General features: G+C 61.0%; 14 protein-coding genes. 8 read left to right on the top strand and 6 right to left on the bottom strand.

The genetic code is table 11. The annotated features are described in order from the left end of the window. The first annotated feature begins 72 nt into the window (after positions 1-72). From PCOSP_RS14770 to PCOSP_RS14745, 6 genes are all read left to right on the top strand, one after another. Positions 73-1347, top strand: a complete 1275-nt coding sequence (locus PCOSP_RS14770) for an ABC transporter substrate-binding protein (protein WP_464708796.1) — start codon at positions 73-75, stop codon at positions 1345-1347. Positions 1348-1368: 21 nt separating this feature from the next. Next, complete coding sequence (locus PCOSP_RS14765) at positions 1369-2331, top strand: carbohydrate ABC transporter permease (RefSeq protein ID WP_139645556.1); 963 nt, start codon at positions 1369-1371, stop codon at positions 2329-2331. After that, a complete protein-coding gene (locus PCOSP_RS14760; RefSeq protein WP_024778552.1) occupies positions 2328-3170 on the top strand; it encodes a carbohydrate ABC transporter permease in 843 nt (280 codons plus the stop codon). The genes PCOSP_RS14765 and PCOSP_RS14760 overlap by 4 nt, the downstream gene beginning before the upstream one ends. Positions 3171-3197: 27 nt before the next feature. Continuing rightward, complete coding sequence (locus PCOSP_RS14755) at positions 3198-4337, top strand: ABC transporter ATP-binding protein (protein WP_175363402.1); 1140 nt, start codon at positions 3198-3200, stop codon at positions 4335-4337. Then, a complete protein-coding gene (locus PCOSP_RS14750; protein WP_464708794.1) occupies positions 4334-5857 on the top strand; it encodes a glycoside hydrolase family 32 protein in 1524 nt (507 codons plus the stop codon). Before PCOSP_RS14755 ends, PCOSP_RS14750 begins: the two co-directional genes overlap by 4 nt. Positions 5858-5921: 64 nt before the next feature. Then, a complete protein-coding gene (locus PCOSP_RS14745) occupies positions 5922-6914 on the top strand; it encodes a LacI family DNA-binding transcriptional regulator (RefSeq protein ID WP_139645550.1) in 993 nt (330 codons plus the stop codon). A gap of 22 nt (positions 6915-6936) precedes the next feature. On the opposite strand, the gene PCOSP_RS14740 is transcribed toward PCOSP_RS14745, so the two are convergent. The 6 genes from PCOSP_RS14740 to PCOSP_RS14715 all read right to left on the bottom strand — a co-directional run bounded on the left by PCOSP_RS14740 (position 6937) and on the right by PCOSP_RS14715 (position 16641). Next, positions 6937-7344, bottom strand: coding sequence for a VOC family protein (locus tag PCOSP_RS14740; RefSeq protein ID WP_139645548.1), 408 nt, complete (start codon positions 7342-7344; stop codon positions 6937-6939). 24 nt (positions 7345-7368) lie between these two features. Next, a complete protein-coding gene (locus tag PCOSP_RS14735) occupies positions 7369-7794 on the bottom strand; it encodes a YciI family protein (protein ID WP_139645546.1) in 426 nt (141 codons plus the stop codon). A 271-nt stretch (positions 7795-8065) separates the two neighbouring features. Further along, positions 8066-12154, bottom strand: a complete 4089-nt coding sequence (locus PCOSP_RS14730) for a M10 family metallopeptidase C-terminal domain-containing protein (protein ID WP_464708791.1) — start codon at positions 12152-12154, stop codon at positions 8066-8068. Positions 12155-12272: 118 nt separating this feature from the next. Further along, the gene (locus PCOSP_RS14725) at positions 12273-13586 is read right to left on the bottom strand and encodes a TolC family outer membrane protein (protein WP_464708789.1); all 1314 of its coding nucleotides are present in this window, start codon (positions 13584-13586) and stop codon (positions 12273-12275) included. Between the two features lies 1 nt (position 13587). Further along, a complete protein-coding gene (locus PCOSP_RS14720; protein WP_464708788.1) occupies positions 13588-14907 on the bottom strand; it encodes an HlyD family type I secretion periplasmic adaptor subunit in 1320 nt (439 codons plus the stop codon). A 30-nt stretch (positions 14908-14937) separates the two neighbouring features. After that, positions 14938-16641 carry a type I secretion system permease/ATPase gene (locus tag PCOSP_RS14715; RefSeq protein ID WP_464708787.1) on the bottom strand — a complete coding sequence of 568 codons (1704 nt, stop codon included), beginning with the start codon at positions 16639-16641 and terminating at the stop codon, positions 14938-14940. Between the two features lie 400 nt (positions 16642-17041). Between PCOSP_RS14715 and PCOSP_RS14710 the strand changes: the two genes are divergently transcribed. Beyond that, positions 17042-17806 (top strand): substrate-binding periplasmic protein, encoded by a 765-nt coding sequence (locus PCOSP_RS14710; protein WP_464708786.1) that lies wholly within the window; start codon positions 17042-17044, stop codon positions 17804-17806. Positions 17807-17933: 127 nt separating this feature from the next. Next, on the top strand, positions 17934-19187 hold the full coding sequence (mexE, locus tag PCOSP_RS14705) for a multidrug efflux RND transporter periplasmic adaptor subunit MexE (RefSeq protein ID WP_047703215.1): 1254 nt from the start codon (positions 17934-17936) through the stop codon (positions 19185-19187). Positions 19188-19198: the final 11 nt, after the last annotated feature.

Genomic DNA, 19198 nt, shown 5'->3' with positions numbered 1-19198 from the left:
CATCGCAAATACGCTGCTACATTTGGCGATGTTAACGTTAACTTTTATAAAAACAAAAATAAAGAGGGCTTTATGAAACGACTCAAATCGCTCCTTCCAGCAGCGCTGTTCAGCGCTTTTGCCGGGCTTCCCTGCCTTTCCAGCGCAGCCGATCTGACGATCTCCTGCGGCGCGGTGGGTGCGGAGTTGCAACTGTGCAAAGGGGCTGTCGAGGCCTGGTCGAAACAGACCGGCCACAGCGTCGACGTGGTTTCCACGCCAAACTCGGCAACCGAGCGGTTGTCGTTCTACCAGCAGATCCTCAGTGCGCAGTCCAGCGACATCGACATCATCCAGATCGACATGGTGTGGCCGGGGATGCTGGCCAACCACTTGATGGATTTGCGCGAGGTGCTCCCCGCCAACGCGACCCAAGGCTACTTCCAGGCCCAGGTGGATAACGCCACGGTGAACGGGCGGCTGGTCACGATGCCGTGGTTCACCGACTCGGGGCTGTTGTATTACCGCAAGGACTTGCTCGATAAGTACGACAAGCAGGTCCCCCAGACCTGGGAGGAAATGACCGCTACCGCCAGGGCTGTGCAACAGGCAGAGCGCAACGCCGGAAATGCCAATGCATGGGGTTATGTCTTCCAGGGGCGTGCCTATGAGGGCCTGACGTGCAACGCGCTGGAGTGGATCAGCAGTCAACCGGACGGCGGCCTGGTCAATCCGCAAGGCGACATCGTGGTCAATAACCAGGCCTCAAGGGCTGCGCTGACGCTGGCGAAAAGCTGGGTAGGCGATATCTCTCCCCGTGGCGTGCTCAATTACACCGAAGAGGAAGGACGTGGGGTATTCCAGTCGGGCAATGCCCTGTTCATGCGCAACTGGCCGTATGCCTGGGCCCTGGTGCAAAGTCCGGACAGTGCGGTGAAGGACAAGGTCGGCATCGCACCCCTGCCCCGTGGTGGCGCGTCCGGCAGCCATGCTTCCACCCTCGGTGGCTGGGGCCTGGCGGTATCGCGCTACAGCGCCAGGCCCAAGCTCGCCGCGGAACTGGTGAGTTACCTGACCAGCGCCCAACAACAGAGACATCGTGCGCTGGTGGGTGCCTACAACCCGGTTATCGAGTCGCTCTACCAAGACCCTGAGCTGCTCGCGGCCATGCCGTATTACAGCCAGTTGCACAACATCCTGAACGATGGGGTCATGCGCCCCGCCGCCATCACTGCCGCCCGCTATCCCCGGGTCTCCAATGCGTTCTTCGATCAAGTCCACGGAGTCCTGGCTGGAGAGTTGCCGGTCGATCAGGCGCTGGTCGACCTGGAAAGCGAACTCACGCGCATCAAACGCCGGAACTGGTAAGCCACAAGGAAGGAAATCACCATGTCTGTCTCTTCTGTCCACGCGCCCTGCGCCGAGCATCTGCCCGCCCGGGAAACGCCGGTACAACGCCGCCGAGTACGCGCCGCCTGGCTGTTCCTGGCGCCGATGCTGCTGTGCCTGACCTTGGTAGCGGCCTGGCCGCTGCTGCGTACGTTCTGGTTCAGCCTGACCGACGCCAGCCTCGCGGATACCACGGGCGGCACCTTTGTGGGCCTGAGCAATTACCTGTACTACAGCGGCTCCGGCTGGTCCGGCGTGCTGGTGGATCCCCAGTGGTGGAACGCGGTGCGCAACACCCTGCATTTCACCGTGGTGTCGGTGGGACTGGAAATGGTCCTGGGGCTGCTGGTGGCACTGTTGCTCAACATCAAGTTCACCGGGCGCGCCCTGGTGCGGGCGTTGATCCTGATTCCCTGGGCGATTCCGACCATTGTCTCGGCGAAGATCTGGTCATGGATGCTCAACGACCAGTTCGGCATCATCAATCACCTGATGCTGGGCCTTGGTCTGATTGACGCGCCCCTGGCCTGGACGGCAGACGCGCAGCTGTCGATGTGGGCGGTGATTATCGTCGACGTCTGGAAGACCGTCCCTTTTGTCACGCTGTTGATGCTGGCTGCCTTGCAGATGTTGCCGGGCGATTGCTACGAAGCCGCACGGGTCGATGGCATCCATCCGTTAAAAGTGTTCTGGCGGGTCACCCTGCCATTGCTGCTGCCGGCGCTGCTGGTGGCAGCGATCTTCCGCATTCTCGATGCCTTGCGGGTGTTCGATGTCATCTATGTGCTGACCTCGAATTCATCGAGCACCATGAGCATGTCGGTCTACGCCCGCCAGCACCTGGTGGAATTCCAGGACGTCGGTTACGGCAGCGCCGCCTCGAGCCTGCTGTTCCTGGTCGTGGCAGTGATCGCCATCGTCTATCTGTACCTCGGACGCCGCCAGATGGAGGTCCGCTCATGAATCGGCGACTGCTGAAAAAAGCGCTGTTGCGCCTCGGGTTCTGGTGCCTGATCGGGATCCTGCTGCTGTATGCGGTCTTCCCTTTCTACTACGCCATCGTCACGTCGCTGAAGTCATCCACGGCCTTGTTCCAGGTGAGCTACTGGATCGACAACCCCGACTTTTCCAACTATGCCGCAGTACTCCAGCAAGCCTCGTTCCTGCGGGCCATCGGCAATTCGCTGGTGGTTTCGCTATGCGTGGTCGCGCTGGCGCTGTTCCTCAGCCTGACGGCTGCCTATGCGCTGGGCAGGGTCAAGTTTCGTGGCCGAGGCACAGTGTTGATGCTGGTCCTGGGCGTGTCGATGTTTCCTCAGGTCGCCGTGCTGTCCGGGCTGTTCGAGGTGATCCGGGCCTTGGGCCTTTACAACACGTCCTGGGCGCTGATCCTGAGCTACACGATTTTCACCTTGCCCTTCACCGTCTGGGTGCTGACGACCTTCATGGGACAACTGCCCCACGAGCTGGAAGAGGCGGCAATCATGGACGGTGCGTCGCCCTGGGTCACGCTGACCCGGGTGCTGCTGCCGCTGCTCTGGCCGGCACTGGTCACCACCGGCCTGCTGGCCTTCATTGCAGCCTGGAACGAATTCCTGTTCGCCCTGACGTTCACCCTGACCGACACCCAACGCACGGTCCCGGTCGCCATCGCCCTGATTTCCGGCGGCAGCTCCCATGAACTGCCTTGGGGGTTGCTGATGGCGGCGTCGGTGCTGGTCACAGTCCCACTGGTCATCCTGGTGCTGATCTTCCAACGCCGGATCGTTTCCGGACTCACCGCTGGCGCGTTGAAGGGCTGAGGCCCCATAAAGACAAGGAACCCTATCGTGAGCAAATTGAAACTGCACAACGTGAACAAACAATTGGGCGGCGCGCGCATTCTGCGCGACGTCAGCCTGGACATCGCGGCGGGTGAGTTCGTGGTGTTCGTCGGCCCGTCCGGTTGCGGAAAATCGACCTTGCTACGCCTGATCGCCGGACTGGACTCGATCTGTGACGGTGACCTGCTGATCGACGGACGCCGGGTCAACGACCTGGAACCCCGTGAGCGTGGCGTTGGCATGGTCTTCCAGTCGTATGCGCTGTACCCGCACATGACCGTCTACGACAACATCAGTTTCGGGCTCAAACTGGCCAAGACCGAAAAGACCAGCCTGCGCGAGCGCGTGCTGAAAACCGCGCAGATCCTGCAACTGGACAAGCTCCTGCAACGCAAGCCAAAGGAGTTGTCGGGCGGACAGCGTCAGCGGGTGGCCATGGGCAGGGCCATGGCGAGGGAACCGGACATCCTGTTGTTCGACGAACCGCTGTCCAACCTGGATGCCTCCCTGCGCGTGCAGATGCGCAACGAAATCGCCCGGTTGCACGCCCGGCTGGGTTCGACCGTGATCTACGTCACCCACGATCAGGTCGAGGCGATGACCCTGGCCGACAAAATTGTCGTGCTCAACGGTGGTCGCATCGAGCAGGTCGGCTCGCCGCGCGAACTTTACGAGCGCCCGGCCAGCCGCTTTGTCGCCGGTTTCCTGGGCTCGCCCAGGATGAATTTTCTTGCGGCGTTTCTGCATGCGCCAGGGGAAACCAGCCTGGTGGAAAGCTTTGTGTTGGGCAAGGCATCCCTGCCCTTCGACAGCTCCGGCCTCGCGGCGGACACCCAACTGAGCCTGGGGATCCGCCCGGAACACGTGACGCTGGAAGTCGCGCCAGGATCCGCTGGCGTGGTCGTGACCGGGGTCGAATACCTCGGTAGCGAAACCTATGTGCACGTCGATACCGGCCAGGACGAGCCGCTGATCTGTCGTTGCGAGGTGAACGCAGGCTGGCAGGTCGGCGACCGGGTCAAACTGCGCCTGGAAACCGACAATCTGCACCTGTTCGATACCGACGGGGTGGCCTTGAAGCGTCACGCCCTTGAAACCCTGCCCGATGGCGTGCCACTGCGCCCGGCCCCCGCAGGCGCCCTATGACCTTGTCTTTGAATACCATGAACGCACCTATGCCCCCTGCAACCCTGTCCCCGGCCCTTGAACATGCACAGCAGGCGCTGAGCGATGGCCTGTCCCGCGTCATCCAGGATTACCGACCCGACTATCATCTTGCCCCTGTGGCGGGCTGGATGAACGACCCTAACGGAGTGGTGTACTTTCGCGGCGAATACCATGTGTTCTATCAACACCACCCCTTCGAAGCGAAATGGGGGCCAATGTATTGGGGCCACGCCAAGAGCGCCGACCTGGTTCATTGGCAGCATCTGCCCATCGCTCTAGCGCCAGGCGACGACTTCGACCGTGACGGCTGCTTTTCCGGCAGTGCGGTGGTGTGCGGGGACACCCTGGCGCTGATCTACACCGGGCATGCGTGGCTGGGGGATGTGGGGGATGAACGCCTGATCCGACAAGTCCAGTGCCTGGCCACCAGTACCGACGGCATCCACTTCGTCAAGCACGGCGCGGTGATCGAGCGCCCACCCGAGAATACGATCATGCACTTTCGTGATCCCAAGGTCTGGAAGCAGGATGACCATTGGTACCTGATTGCCGGCGCCCGCCTGGGCGACACGCCACTGCTGCCGCTGTACCGCTCGACGGATCTGCACGCCTGGGAGTTCCTTGATTATGTCGACCAGGGCGAGGAAGGCGATGGTTATATGTGGGAATGCCCGGATCTGTTTCGACTGGGCGGACGCGATGTGCTGCTGTATTCCCCCCAGGGCATGCATCCCCAGGGTTACGAACGTCTCAACAAGTACCAGACCGGTTACCGGGTAGGCCGGCTCGACAGCGATTGGCACTTCACCGGCGGGCCCTTTATCGAACTGGATAATGGCCATGATTTCTACGCCGCGCAAACGCTGGAGGCCGCCGATGGGCGACGCCTGGTGTGGGCGTGGCTCGACATGTGGGAGAGCCCGATGCCGAGCCAGGCGCATCACTGGTGCGGCATGCTCGGCCTGCCTCGCGAGCTTGAGTTGCAGGCCGATCGCTTGCGCGTGTTTCCGGCGCGGGAGCTGACGGCCTTGCGCCAGGCGCTGCTTCTCGGCACGTCGCCGTGGGCCGGTCCGGGCACTCAATGGTTATCGCACATCAGCGGCGACCGGCTCGAGCTCCTGGTGCACCTGGACCTGCTGGGCTGCACCGACGGTCACCTGGGCGTCGCCTTGCGCTGCAGCACTGATGACGAAAGCGCTGAACAAACCCTGCTCTACTACGATGGGGCGTTGCAACGCCTGGTACTGGATCGCAGTCGCTCGGGGGCGCAAGTCGACGGTCAGCGCAGCGTGCCGATAGACCCGTCACTTGAGCAGTTGGAGTTGCGGGTGTTTCTTGATCGTTCATCCATAGAGGTGTTTGACCAGAGCGGACGCTTCAGCCTCAGCAGCCGCCTCTATCCCCGCTCCGACAGCCTGGGAGTGAAGTTGCTGGCCAGCGGGAACGGCGGACACGTCTCCATTCCCAGGGCATGGCCGCTGGGATCAGGCTGGCTATGAACGGTCGCGAGAAGCCCGGACCCTGTGTCATGATTGCCCGTCAACCTGACGGGCCCCACTTCGCATGACTTCAGTGAAAGACGTTGCACAGCTGGCCGGCGTGTCCCTGATGACGGTTTCCAGAGCGCTCAACAATCCGGAAAAACTGAGCGCCGAAACCCTTCAGCGGGTACGGAGCGCCATTGATGAGTTGCAGTTCGTACCGAGCCTGTCGGCACGCAGAATGCGTGGCGATAACCTCCAGGCACGGACCATCGGTGTGTTCGCCCTGGACACTGCGACCACGCCGTTCGCGGTCGAGCTGCTGCTGTCCATCGAACAGACCGCGCAGCAGGCAGGCTGGAACGTCTTCATCCTCAACCTGTTGAACAACCCGCCCACCGACCAGGACATCGACCTGATGCTCTCGCACCGTCCCGACGGGTTGATCTTCAGTGCCATGGGGTTGCGCCAGGTGAGCATTCCCGAGCGCCTGAAGAGCAAACCGCTGGTGCTCGCCAACTGCCTGGAGGATGACGGTCGTCTGGTCAGTTATGTGCCCGATGACGAGACCGGCCAGCATCGCGCCGTGCATCACGCCTTGAGCCAGGGCTATCGGCGCCCGCTGTGCATCAATCTGCCAAAACGCAGCCTTGCCTGGGGTCTGCGACAGGTCGGCCTGCAGCGTGCCTGCCAGGCATTCGGGCTGCCTCCCGAAGCACTGCTGCAATACGACCTTTCCGATCACGATGCCTATGGTGAAACCGCCACCATTCTTGACCGGCACATCGTCGACGGCCGCCCCGAGTTCGACATCCTGATCTGCGGCAACGACCGCATTGCTTTTTGTGCCTATCAGTTGCTGTTGGGCCGTGGCCTGAAGATTCCCGGTGACGTGGCCGTGCTCGGCTATGACAACATGATCGGCATCGCCGAACTGTTCATCCCGCCCCTGACCACGGTGCAACTGCCGTACTACGAGATCGGCCGTCAGGCCGCCCGGCACCTGATCGAAACGCTTGAGGTCACGGGCACCCAGCCAGTGGATTGCCCGTTGGTGATCAGGGCGTCGCTCTAGACCGACGCCCCGTTCGCCCCCCCTACTTCGCACCTTCGCAGTTGACCATCCAGGCAATCCCGAAACGGTCTTCGAACATGGCGAAACGTTCCGCCCAGAAAGTCTTTGCCAACGGCATGTGCACGCTGCCCCCCGCACTCAAGCCATTGAACAGTCGCTCGGCCTCGGCCACGCTGTCGACATTGAGGGACACCGAAACGCCCTGCGGCTTGCGGTAAGGCTGGCCCGGCGGACAATCGGAGGCCATCAGGCTGAAGTCGCCGACGGTCAGGCAGGTATGCAGGATCAAGTTGTTGTCCTTGGGCATGCCCGTTTCTTCAGGCGCTTCGGCAAAGGTCATGGAAAACTGCTCACCGCCCAGCACGTCCTTGTACAGCGCGAAGGCTTCCTTGCAGTTACCGTTGAAGGTCAGGTAAGGAATGATTCTCATGGTCGGATCTCCTGGTGTCAGGTTCTACGATTGATCAGACATCTGCGCCCGCAGGCGTGCTTCCTGCTCGCGCAGGTCGGGAGTAAAGGTCTCGCCGAAATCCTCCATTTCGAAGATCTGGCGGATTTCGATTTCGCTGTCGCTGACCATCGGGTTTGGACAACGCTTGACCCAGTCAATGGCCTCCTGCAGCGACTGGACCTGGAAGATCCAGAAGCCGGCGATCAGCTCCTTGGTTTCAGCAAAGGGGCCGTCGACAACGGTCCGGTTCTTGCCGGAAAACTGTACGCGCACGCCCTTGGAACTGGGGTGCAGGCCTTCACCCGCGAGCATTACCCCGGCCTTGACCAATTCTTCATTGTAGGCACCCATGGCGGTCAGCAACGCTTCACTGGGCATTTCCCCGGCTTCCGATTCCGGGCTGGCTTTGACGATCACCAAAAATCGCATGGTCTTATCTCCTGATGCTGAGTAAGCCGCCGTTGCAGCGGTTCCATGGATAATCGAATGACAGTGGGAGAAATCGACAGGCTGGCTGAATTATTTTTCGAACCTATATGAAAACGCCGCCTGATAAGCGCGGCACTGTTCACTTGCTCGGAAACAGTCGCGAGGGAGCTTGCTGCCGCCTGAGTGCAAAGCGCCCACAAAAGAAAGGGCCGCTATGCGGCCCCAGCGGGAGCAAGCTCCCTTTCCACGAATCGGTGTTCTCAGAGGCCGATCAAGCAACCAGATCGCTGGCACTGAAGGTGTTGACACCCACCAGTTGGATTTCGAAATCCGCTCCCAGATTGCCGTCGATATTGCCGGAAAGCACATGGTCGACGAAGCGCAATTGCCCTGCACCGCTGAAGTCAGCCGAATCGATGAAGCTGAACTGGTTGATTCCTGCAGCGAGGATATTGGCATCCAGCTTCGACAGGTCAAGCTTATCGCCTTGGAGTTGACTGAAATCCAGAATGATGTCGCGAGCATTGCCGATACCCAACTCATTTAACGCGCCGAACATGAAGCTATCGGCTCCGGTCCCCCCCGTCAGGGTGTCAGTGCCAATGCCACCGATCAGCACGTCATTGCCCGCGCCGCCGTCAAGCTGATCATTGTCTGCGCCGCCATCCAGAATGTCCGCGCCGTCCAGGCCGTTGAGCACGTTCGCGGCGCCGTTGCCGATCAGGCTGTTGTCCAGCGCGTTGCCAGTGAGATTGATGGCGGAGAGGCCGACCAGTTGACCATCCTCGACATTGGCCGACAGGGTATAGCTGACCGACGTGCGTACCAGGTCATGGCCTTCGTCGGCGAGCTCGGTGACCGTGTCGCCGATATTGTCGAGGACATAAAGGTCATCCCCCGCACCGCCAATCAGCGTGTCCTGCCCGGCGCCACCGACCAGCACGTTGTTGCCCGCGTTGCCGGTCAGTACGTTGTCAAGGGCGTTACCGAGGCCGTTGATGTTGTCATTTCCGATCAGTGTGAGGTTTTCCAGGTTGGCACCCAGCCCCCAGCTCACCGAAGAGCGCACGATGTCGATCTCGCCGGCCAGGGTGCTGTCTTCGCTGATCACGTCACCGACGTTGTCGACCACATAGGTGTCGTTGCCGGCGCCGCCGATCAGCGTGTCCGCTCCGGCGCCACCGACCAGCACGTTGTTGCCCGCGTTGCCGGTCAGTACGTTGGCAAGGGCGTTACCGAGGCCGTTGATGTTGTCATTTCCGATCAGCGTGAGGTTTTCCAGGTTGGCACCCAGCCCCCAGCTCACCGAAGAGCGCACGCTGTCAATCTCGCCGGCCAGCGTGCTGTCTTCACTGATCACATCACCGACGTTGTCGACCACATAGGTGTCGTTGCCGGTGCCTCCGATCAGGGTGTCGGCTCCGAGACCGCCATCCAGCAGGTTGGCCTCCACGTTACCGGTGAGGCGGTTGTCCAAGGCGTTGCCAGTGATATTGATGGCCGAGAGGCCGACCAGTTGACCATCCTCGACATTGGCCGACAGGGTATAGCTGACCGACGTGCGTACCAGGTCATGGCCTTCGTCGGCGAGCTCGGTGACCGTGTCGCTGATATTGTCGAGGACATAAAGGTCATCCCCCGCACCGCCAATCAGCGTGTCCTGCCCGGCGCCACCGACCAGCACGTTGTTGCCCGCGTTGCCGGTCAGTACGTTGGCAAGGGCGTTACCGAGGCCGTTGATGTTGTCATTTCCGATCAGCGTGAGGTTTTCCAGGTTGGCACCCAGCCCCCAGCTCACCGAAGAGCGCACGCTGTCAATCTCGCCGGCCAGGGTGCTGTCTTCGCTGATCACGTCACCGACGTTGTCGACCACATAGGTGTCGTTGCCGGCGCCGCCGATCAGCGTGTCCGCTCCGGCGCCACCGACCAGCACGTTGTTGCCCGCGTTGCCGGTCAGTACGTTGGCAAGGGCGTTACCGAGGCCGTTGATGTTGTCGTTTCCGATCAGCGTGAGGTTTTCCAGGTTGGCGCCCAGCCCCCAGCTCACCGAAGAGCGCACGGTGTCGATCTCGTCGGCCAGGGTGCTGTCTTCGCTGATCACGTCACCGACGTTGTCGACCACATAGGTGTCGTTGCCTGCGCCGCCGATCAGCGTGTCCGCTCCGGCGCCACCGACCAGCACGTTGTTGCCCGCGTTGCCGGTCAGTACGTTGGCAAGGGCATTACCGAGGCCGTTGATGTTGTCGTTTCCGATCAGCGTGAGGTTTTCCAGGTTGGCACCCAGCCCCCAGCTCACCGAAGAGCGCACAATGTCGATCTCGCCGGCCAGCGTGCTGTCTTCGCTGATCACGTCACCGATGTTGTCGACTACATAGGTGTCGTTGCCGGTGCCGCCGATCAGCGTGTCCGCCCCGGCGCCACCGACCAGCACGTTGTTGCCCGCATTGCCGGTCAGTACGTTGGCAAGGGCGTTACCGAGGCCGTTGAGGTTGTCATTTCCGGTCAGCGTGAGGTTTTCCAGATTGGCGCCCAGCCCCCAACTCACCGAAGAGCGCACGGTGTCGATCTCGCCGGCCAGGGTGCTGTCTTCGCTGATCACGTCACCGACGTTGTCGACTACATAGGTGTCGTTGCCGGTGCCTCCGATCAGGATGTCGGCTCCGAGACCGCCATCCAGCAGGTTGGCCTCCACGTTACCGGTGAGGCGGTTGTCCAAGGCGTTGCCAGTGATATTGATGGCCGAGAGGCCGACCAGTTGACCATCCTCGACATTGGCCGACAGGGTATAGCTGACCGACGTGCGTACCAGGTCATGGCCTTCGTCGGCGAGCTCGGTGACCGTGTCGCTGATATTGTCGAGGACATAAAGGTCATCCCCCGCACCGCCAATCAGCGTGTCCTGCCCGGCGCCACCAACCAGCACGTTGTTGCCCGCGTTGCCGGTCAGTACGTTGTCAAGGGCGTTACCGAGGCCGTTGATGTTGTCATTTCCGATCAGCGTGAGGTTTTCCAGGTTGGCACCCAGCCCCCAGCTCACCGAAGAGCGCACGATGTCGATCTCGCCGGCCAGGGTGCTGTCTTCGCTGATCACGTCACCGACGTTGTCGACCACATAGGTGTCGTTGCCGGCGCCGCCGATCAGCGTGTCCGCTCCGGCGCCACCGACCAGCACGTTGTTGCCCGCGTTGCCGGTCAGTACGTTGGCAAGGGCGTTACCGAGGCCGTTGATGTTGTCATTTCCGATCAGCGTGAGGTTTTCCAGGTTGGCACCCAGCCCCCAGCTCACCGAAGAGCGCACGCTGTCAATCTCGCCGGCCAGGGTGCTGTCTTCGCTGATCACGTCACCGACGTTGTCGACCACATAGGTGTCGTTGCCGGCGCCGCCGATCAGGGTGTCTTTACCGGCAAGACCATTCAGAACGTTACCCAGTGCATTACCTATCAGGGTATCGTCATTGGCCGAGCCCACAGCGTTTTCGATCTTGGCGCCATAGGCTATCGCCAGCCCTTCATTAAAGGCGGTATTGGTGTCTGTGTTCAGGAATGCCTGGCCGATCTTGCTGAACTGCCCCTCATTCAGATTGATGCGCACTGCCGACAGCTGATTACTGGCATCGATCGTGTCATTGCCACCGGCGTCCCAGATGGTCTCGAATACCGACTGGTCAACCGCCCAGCTATAGGTGTTGTTACCGGTCTGCCAAAGGGTATTGGCACCATAAAGACTCTGGATGGCGGCAATATCCAGCAGCATGGGGGTGGTCGGCTCATAAGAGTACGAGTTGTGGTAACTCATGACCGTATAACGGACATCATCGTACTGGGCAGCAAGCACCGTGGGGTTGCTAGGACCTGGGGTGAACGGATGCTTGAGACCCAGCGCGTGGCCAATTTCATGCACGAAAGTCAGATAATCGTAACTGCCCTGAACGGGGCTTGGGTCGCTCGTCGCCGGCCCGATCCAGACGTCACCGGCGCTGGCGCTCAGGCCGGGGAAATAACCCCAGGCGGCGGTGCCGTCGTCCATGTCCCCATAACCACCGAATCGCAAGTCGCCGACGTTGGTGGAAGACTCGCTCACCTGGGTGAACTTGATATCGGCCACTGAACTCCATTTGCCCAGGGCGCTGACAATGGCGCTTTGTTGCGCTGAAGACAGGACGTAGCCAGACGTGTATTCATTTACGTTGCTATAGGAGCTGGCGAAATATGAATCGGTGGTCATGAAACTGTATGTCAAGGCCGTGGAGAACGTGCCGTTGGTATCCATCCAGTAAGTGCCGTAGATCAGGCTGTCGACTTGGGCATTTCCGGTCAAACTTGCCGGCAGAGCAAATGTAAAACCAGCGGGACTTGGCATACGAACTTCCTGTGTGCAGATCTGCGGACCTTCCTAGGATGCGGCCGCTACAAGTGATCATAGTGTTGGAAAATGGCGGCATTAATATCACATTGCCACCACCCTATCAATTCTGACGCTATTTTTTTGGCGCAACAAGCCAGTCATTGGCCTTGCGAATATCCCCATCCCCCAACCTTCCGCTCCAGCGCTGCAGGACCAGCAAGCTGGTTACGAACCGATACTGGGACTGATAGAAGTCACGCCGTGCGCGAAACTCTTCCTTGATGCTGTCCAGTACGTCCACGGCATTCTTGACGCCATATCCGAAGGCCTTCTCCGTGGCCATCCGTGACTTTTCAGCGGACTCCAGCGCATGGCGCGTGGCCTTGATGCGGCTGAGTTCGGCCGACATCCCGAGATAGGCGGTGCGTGTCTCCTTGATCACCTGGCGCCGCAAGGCCTCCAGCTCTTGCTGGGCGGCTTCCTTATCGCTTTCGGACGTCGATACCCGAGCACTGGTGGATCCACCGCTGTAGAGCGGCACCTGCAAATCAAGGGATGCGACGAGGTTGTCCGAGCGCGGCGTCACTGCCCCCTCATAACCGATATCGCTGCGTTGCGCCGTCAGGTTCAGGCCCAGACGGGGCAGATGGCCGGCCCTGGCCTCACCGATAGCCGCCTCGGCGGCACGGATACTGTGCTCGCGGGCGTGCAGTGCCGGGTTGCTATCGAGTGCTGTCTGCACCCAATAGTCCGGGGTCTGCGCCGGCAGACTGAAAGCCGGATTGTCGCCGATGCGCTTGAAAGGCTCCTGGACATCGCGCCCCACCAATTCGGAAATGGCTTCCCGACTGACCTGGACCTTGTTGCCGGCTTCGATCTCATCCGCCTTGAGCGCATCCACTCGCGCCTCGAGGTCAAGCGTATCGGTCACCATCGCCATCTGCCGCGCATACAGCGCGTTGACGCGCTTGAGGTTGCGCTCGGTCGCATCCAGCTCGCTGCGCACCAGGGACAGCTCATCCTCCGCCGCGAGTACGGCGAAGTAGCGCTCGGACAGGTCGATGCTGGACTGTACCTGGGTGTCGTCGGATTCGTATTCGCTCTGTCGGGCCAGTTCTACGTACTTCTGGTAACTGCGCCAGACCTGCGGGTCGTAGATCACCTGGCTGAGCGCCACGGCCATGCGCTTGCCATTGTACTGGATACGGCTCAGGTCATCGTCACGCCGACCGCGATTGACGCTGCCGCTGGCGTTGAGCTGTGGCAGCAGTTGGCCAAGGGCCGCACGCTCGTTGCCCTCCCCGCTGTGGATCCGGGCTTGCGCCCGCAGAATACGCGGATCGGCCCCCTGCGCCTCCTGATGGAGCTGCCACAGGTCTATGTAAGAATCGTCGGCAACCGCGCCAAGCGGCATGACGAGCAGGCATATCGCGATCAGAGACTTCATGTCAGTCCTCGATCAACGAACGGGCAAAGGCATTGCTCGCTGGTTGCATCAGATACTGCAACAGCGTCCGCTCACCGGTGTTGATCAGCACTTCGACCGGCATGCCCGGCACCAGAGTCAGGCCGCCCAACGCCTGACGTCCCTTGCCAGTCATGGCCACCCGGGCCAGGTAATACGGCGTGCCGGTATCCTTGTTGACCAGGCGATCAGCAGATACTTGCACCAGTTGTCCTTCGACGACCGGCGTAGCCCTGTTCTTGAACGCACTGAAACGAATGTTCGCCAACTTGCCCACTGCGATGCGATCGATATCCATTGGCGAAACCTGGGCTTCGACGATCAGCTCTTCGTTGGCCGGAACGATATCGAGCAGCGCCGTACCTGGACTGACCACTGCCCCCAAGGTGTGGACAGTCATGCCCATCACCATTCCCGACTCGGGGGCGAGGATGTCGGTGCGCTGGTCACGATCCTGCAGTGTCGCCAGCCGTTCGCGCAGTTCGTACACTTTGGTTCGGGCATCCCCCAACAGACCGGCGACTTCGCTGGCGAAGGTCTTTTTCAGTTGGAGAATCTTCAGTGTCGCCTCGTCGATATTGACCCGCGCCTGGGCGATCTGGGACTGACTCTCGGCTATTTCAGTCTGCAGGCGAGAGAGACTGCGCTCCTGCTCGCGCAGGCGCTGCTTGTCCACGTAGCCTTCGGCAAGCAGCGCTCGCAAATCGACAATCTCGTCCTGGTAGGAGGCCGCCAGCATCTGCTTGCTGGCGATGATGGTCTTGAACCCGCGAATCTGTTCTTCGATTTGTCCGATGGTCTTTTCCTGCAGGCCGACTTCACCCTGCAACGAATTGCGTCGAGCCTGGAAGATCCGTGCTTCGCTGTCGCGAGCCTCACGCACTCGCGGATCAGCCGGGTCCAGGGTCGGCACCGCTACCGGTTCGGGCAGTGCGTCCCGCTCAGCCTCCAGTCGGGCCTGCAACTCGAGCGCGGCGATCAACTGGCTGCGCATGGCTTCCATTTCCGAGCGTGCCTGGGTGTTGTCAAGCACCAGCAACACATCGCCGGCGTTCACCCGGTCGCCGTCATGAACGCGCAGTTCGCGCACGATGCCGCCTTCAAGATGCTGTACGGTCTTGCGGTAGCTTTTGACCGTGACCACACCCGGCGCCAGTGCGGCACTGTCAAGCGGCGCCAGGCTGGCCCAGCCGCCGAACAGGCCGAAAGTCACCAACAACATGAGGTAGCCGATGCGCCGTGCCGGTACATCATCGATCGGCAGCGCGGGCACGTGGGCGGATGAAAGCTGATTGTTCTGCATGAAAGGTTTTATCCGCTGCTTACGATTGAATCACGGTGGCCGGGGAACTGCGGACGCAACGCCCTGCAATCGGGCCAGGACCTTGTCCCGTGGGCCGAACAGACTCAGTTCGCCCTGATTGAGCACCAGCAGTTTGTCCACCTGGGCCAGCACCCCGGAGCGATGGGTAATGACAAATACCGTGGCCCGACTCTGCCTGAGTTTGCGCAGGGCCTCGGCGAGCATTTTTTCGCCGGCGTCATCCAGGTTGGAGTTGGGTTCGTCGAGTACCACCAGGCGCGGTTCGCCGTACAAGGCACGGGCCAGGCCGACACGTTGACGCTGGCCGCCGGACAACCCGCCACCATTGGCACCGATCACGGTGTCGTAGCCCTCGGGCAATTGCAGCACCAGTTCATGAACGCCGGCCATGCGTGCGGCGGCGACCACCGCAGACGCGTTGGTCGGGCCGAAGCGCGAGATATTCTGGCTGATGGTGCCCTCGAACAGTTCGATGTCCTGGGGCAGATAACCGATGTACTGACCCAGTTCATCGCGACGCCATTGGCTGATGTCCGCATCGTCCAGGCGCACGGTGCCGGCCTGGCTTGGCCAGATCCCCAGCAGCGCCCGTGCCAGCGTTGACTTCCCGGCCCCGCTGGGGCCAATGATCCCGACCACTTCCCCCGCGGCCACCTGGAAATCCAGGCCGCGAATGATCGGCTTGCGCGCGTCGGGGGCTACGACCGACAACCCCTCGACACGAATCGCCCCCGCCGGCGCTGGCAACGGCATGCGTTCGGGCTCTGCGGCTACCTTGACCAGCAATTCGTGGAGCCGGGCATATTGCGAGCGCGCGCCGAGAAAGCCTTTCCACACGCCAATCAGTTGGTCGATGGGGGCCAAGGCGCGTCCCAGCAAAATGGAGCCGGCAATCATCAGCCCCGGCGAAATCTGGTGGGTGATGGTCAAATAAGCCCCCAGGCCCAGCACCAGGGACTGGACGATCTGGCGGAACGTCCTGGATACCGCCGCAACGGTCGCACCGCGATCACTGGCCAGGCTTTGCAGGACCAGGACCTCATGAACCCGTCGGCTCCAATGCTCACGCAGGCTTGCCAGCATGCCCATGGATTCGACCACTTCGGCATTGCGCAAGCTCTTGTTTATGAAGGCGGTAGCCGCCATCTGCTCGCGGTTGGCGGCCTGCAACGGTGAGCGCGTGAGTTTTTCGTTGACGAAGGCCAACGCCCCCAGCAACAACGCGCTCAATACCCCCATCCAACCGTACCAGGGATGGAACATGAACATGACGCCCAGGTAGATCGGAATCCAGGGCGCGTCGAAAAAAGCAAACAGGCCGTTACCGGTCAGGAACTGACGCAAGGCGCTCAGATCGCTCAACGGCTGGGCCGACGCGCTCATGCCACAGGTATTGAGCGCCTGTCTAAAACTGGCGTCGAACAGACGCCGGCCCAGCAACGACTCCAGGCGCGTACTGACTCGCACCATGATCCGCGAGCGCACCCACTCCAGGCCGCCCATCGTAGTCATCAACAGCAACATGATCAGGGTCAGCATCAACAGTGTGGACAGGCTGGCGCTGCCTACCGCGCGGTCATACACCTGCAGCATGTAGAACGATGGAACCAGCATCAGCAAATTGACGAAGAAACTGAAAAAACCAACGGAAAGAAAACTGCCCTTGCAGAGGGCAAGGGCACTTTCCAGCTCGGTCCTGGGGTGGGCTGACATGGTTCATTACCTGAGGTCGTTGGGCCGACCCGCAAAAATCGGATAAACGCTGGCGCATGAGCGCCCTGAGGAGTGTTGGCAGATACCTCTGAAGCGCCCGCGCGGTTTGAGCTGCCTGCGTTGTATCGACAGCGGCGCCTGGTTCTGAAGGGAGGGCGACTGTAATCCGCGCAGATAATCCGCCAAGAACGCAAGGCCTTCGCTGGCCAGATGATCTATACCTTCAGGACAACCAATAAGATCAAGGCAACAGCAGCAGAATGTCCGAACGAAACGATCATGACGGATTCACCTTCGCAAACGCCGCATCGAACGATCGGAGAACCTGCAGGACGCTGTTTCACGAGGCCAGTCACACGTAGAATGCCGCCCCCTTTTTTCAATGCCTGAAGTATCGATCATGAGCCGGATCACACGCGTGTTGAATGTTCGCCCCGAAGCGCTTTCCCGGCTTTGCCTGTTGCTGTCGCTGCTGCTCGTTCACACCGCCCACGGAGAGCCCAGGCCGATTGAACTGCACATCCTGGACGCTCCCCCGCTGACATTCGTCAACGACCCCAGGGGTTATGGCATCGTCGGGGATATCGCCGTGCAAGCCATGGCCAAGGCGGGATACGCGATGAAAATCCATGTATTGCCCTGGGCCAGGGCGCAAAAACATGTCAGCGAGGAGCGAGATCACTTGATCACGCCGCTGTCACGCATCCCCAGCCGTGAAGACCACTTCACCTGGATCGCCCCCATCATGCCTATGGAGCGGGCTTTCTTCAGCCTCGACCAACAAGTGCGCAATTTTGCCGAAGCCAAGGATACCTTTCAGAAGATCGGCGTCGGCCTGGGCAGTGCCCAGGAAGAGATCCTGCGCGCCCAGGGATTCAGGGATGATCAGATCTATCCGCTGACCATTGGCGACAACCCCGCCCAGATGCTCCTGATGGGGCGCATCGATGCCTGGTTCAACGGCGTTCCGGAAAGCCGTTACATCTGGCCGAAGGTGTCCAAGCGCAAACTGCTCATGAGCCCGGTCAACAGCCATGCCGACCTCTACCTGGCCTGTTCGAAGCTGTGTTCTCCCAAGATGGTGGAGGATTTGCGCGAGGCCGTTGAAATGCTGCGCAAGGACGGTACCATCGACCGCGTGCATGACCGTTATCTGTCGCAATGACCGACGATGAGGGTGGGCTGCGCTTATATCATTCCGAATGATAGTTACCTTTGCTTCATTCGATTCGTTCCCTCGCATCCCGCCACGCATTATCCGCCCATCTCAATACACTTGGCGGATGCTATCCATGGACCATTCACTTTCAAAACTACGTTTTCCCCTCGCACTGTTGGCGGTGCTGGTGATAAGCGCCTGTGGCAAGACACCTGACACGGCAGCGTCCATGCCGGCCGCCAAAGTCAGTGTGGCCAAGGTACTGGAACAGCCAGTCAACGAATGGGATGAGTTCACCGGACGCCTCGAAGCACCGGAAACCGTCGAAATTCGTCCACGGGTTTCCGGGCAGATCGACGAAGTCGCCTTCACCGAAGGTGCGCTGGTCAAGAAAGGCGACCTGCTGTTCCAGATCGACCCTCGCCCCTTCCAGGCTGAAGTGCGCCGTCTCGAAGCCCAACTGGCCCAGGCCCGCGCCACGGCCACCCGCAGCGAGAACGAAGCCCAGCGTGGCGAACGCCTGCGCCAGAGCAATGCCATTTCCGCCGAACTGGCGGATTCGCGTACCAGCGCCGCCCAGGAAGCCCGTGCCGCCGCCGCGGCGATCCAGGCACAACTGGACCTGGCCAAACTGAACCTGAGCTTCACCCGCGTCACGTCGCCCATCAATGGTCGCGTCAGCCGCGCGGAAATCACCGCCGGCAACCTGGTGACCGCCGACGTCACCGCGCTCACCAGTGTGGTTTCCACCGACAAGGTCTACGCCTACTTCGACGCCGACGAGCGTGTCTTCCTCAAATACACCCAACTCGCCCGCCAGGGCCAGCGCGGCCAGGCCACGCCGGTCTACATGGGCCTGTCCAACGAGGACGGCAACCCGCACCAGGGCCAGATGAACTTCATCGACAACCAGGTCAACCCGCAGACCGGCACCATCCGCGGCCGCGCCGTATTCGACAACAAGGACGGGGCCTACACCCCCGGCCTGTACGCCCGGCTGAAGCTGGTGGGCAGCGGCACCTACTCCGCCGTGCTGATCAACGATGAAGCCGTGGGCACCGACCTGGGCAAAAAATTCGTGCTGGTGATGGACGCCGACAACAAGCCTGCATATCGCCCCGTTGAGCTTGGACCGAAGATCGAAGGCCTGCGCATCGTGCGTAGCGGCCTGAGCAAGGACGACACCATCATCGTCAAGGGGCTGCAACGGGCTCGCCCAGGGGCACCGGTCACGCCTGAAGTCGTACCGATGGCCAGCGAACAAACCCTCGCCGCCCTGGCTCAACAACGCAAAGCGCTCGAAGCCAGCAACCTGCCCCAGGTCGCGCCGTCCAAGGCGACGTCCACAGCGGCGGGAAAACTGGCCGCTGCGACCCCACGCGGTTAAGGAACTGAACT

It is taken from the genome of Pseudomonas sp. MAFF 730105 (assembly GCF_055380705.1).
This window is presented reverse-complemented; position numbering and strand designations above follow the sequence as displayed.

Bases quoted from the DNA above. Each gene is read 5' to 3' on its own strand.
- PCOSP_RS14770 (WP_464708796.1), top strand. From the start codon at position 73: ATGAAACGACTCAAATCGCTCCTTCCAGCAGCGCTGTTCAGCGCTTTT.
- PCOSP_RS14765 (WP_139645556.1), top strand. From the start codon at position 1,369: ATGTCTGTCTCTTCTGTCCACGCGCCCTGCGCCGAGCATCTGCCCGCC.
- PCOSP_RS14760 (WP_024778552.1), top strand. From the start codon at position 2,328: ATGAATCGGCGACTGCTGAAAAAAGCGCTGTTGCGCCTCGGGTTCTGG.
- PCOSP_RS14750 (WP_464708794.1), top strand. From the start codon at position 4,334: ATGACCTTGTCTTTGAATACCATGAACGCACCTATGCCCCCTGCAACC.
- PCOSP_RS14745 (WP_139645550.1), top strand. From the start codon at position 5,922: ATGACTTCAGTGAAAGACGTTGCACAGCTGGCCGGCGTGTCCCTGATG.
- PCOSP_RS14740 (WP_139645548.1), bottom strand. From the start codon at position 7,344: ATGAGAATCATTCCTTACCTGACCTTCAACGGTAACTGCAAGGAAGCC.
- PCOSP_RS14735 (WP_139645546.1), bottom strand. From the start codon at position 7,794: ATGCGATTTTTGGTGATCGTCAAAGCCAGCCCGGAATCGGAAGCCGGG.
- PCOSP_RS14730 (WP_464708791.1), bottom strand. From the start codon at position 12,154: ATGCCAAGTCCCGCTGGTTTTACATTTGCTCTGCCGGCAAGTTTGACC.
- PCOSP_RS14725 (WP_464708789.1), bottom strand. From the start codon at position 13,586: ATGAAGTCTCTGATCGCGATATGCCTGCTCGTCATGCCGCTTGGCGCG.
- PCOSP_RS14720 (WP_464708788.1), bottom strand. From the start codon at position 14,907: ATGCAGAACAATCAGCTTTCATCCGCCCACGTGCCCGCGCTGCCGATC.
- PCOSP_RS14715 (WP_464708787.1), bottom strand. From the start codon at position 16,641: ATGTCAGCCCACCCCAGGACCGAGCTGGAAAGTGCCCTTGCCCTCTGC.
- PCOSP_RS14710 (WP_464708786.1), top strand. From the start codon at position 17,042: ATGAGCCGGATCACACGCGTGTTGAATGTTCGCCCCGAAGCGCTTTCC.
- mexE (WP_047703215.1), top strand. From the start codon at position 17,934: ATGGACCATTCACTTTCAAAACTACGTTTTCCCCTCGCACTGTTGGCG.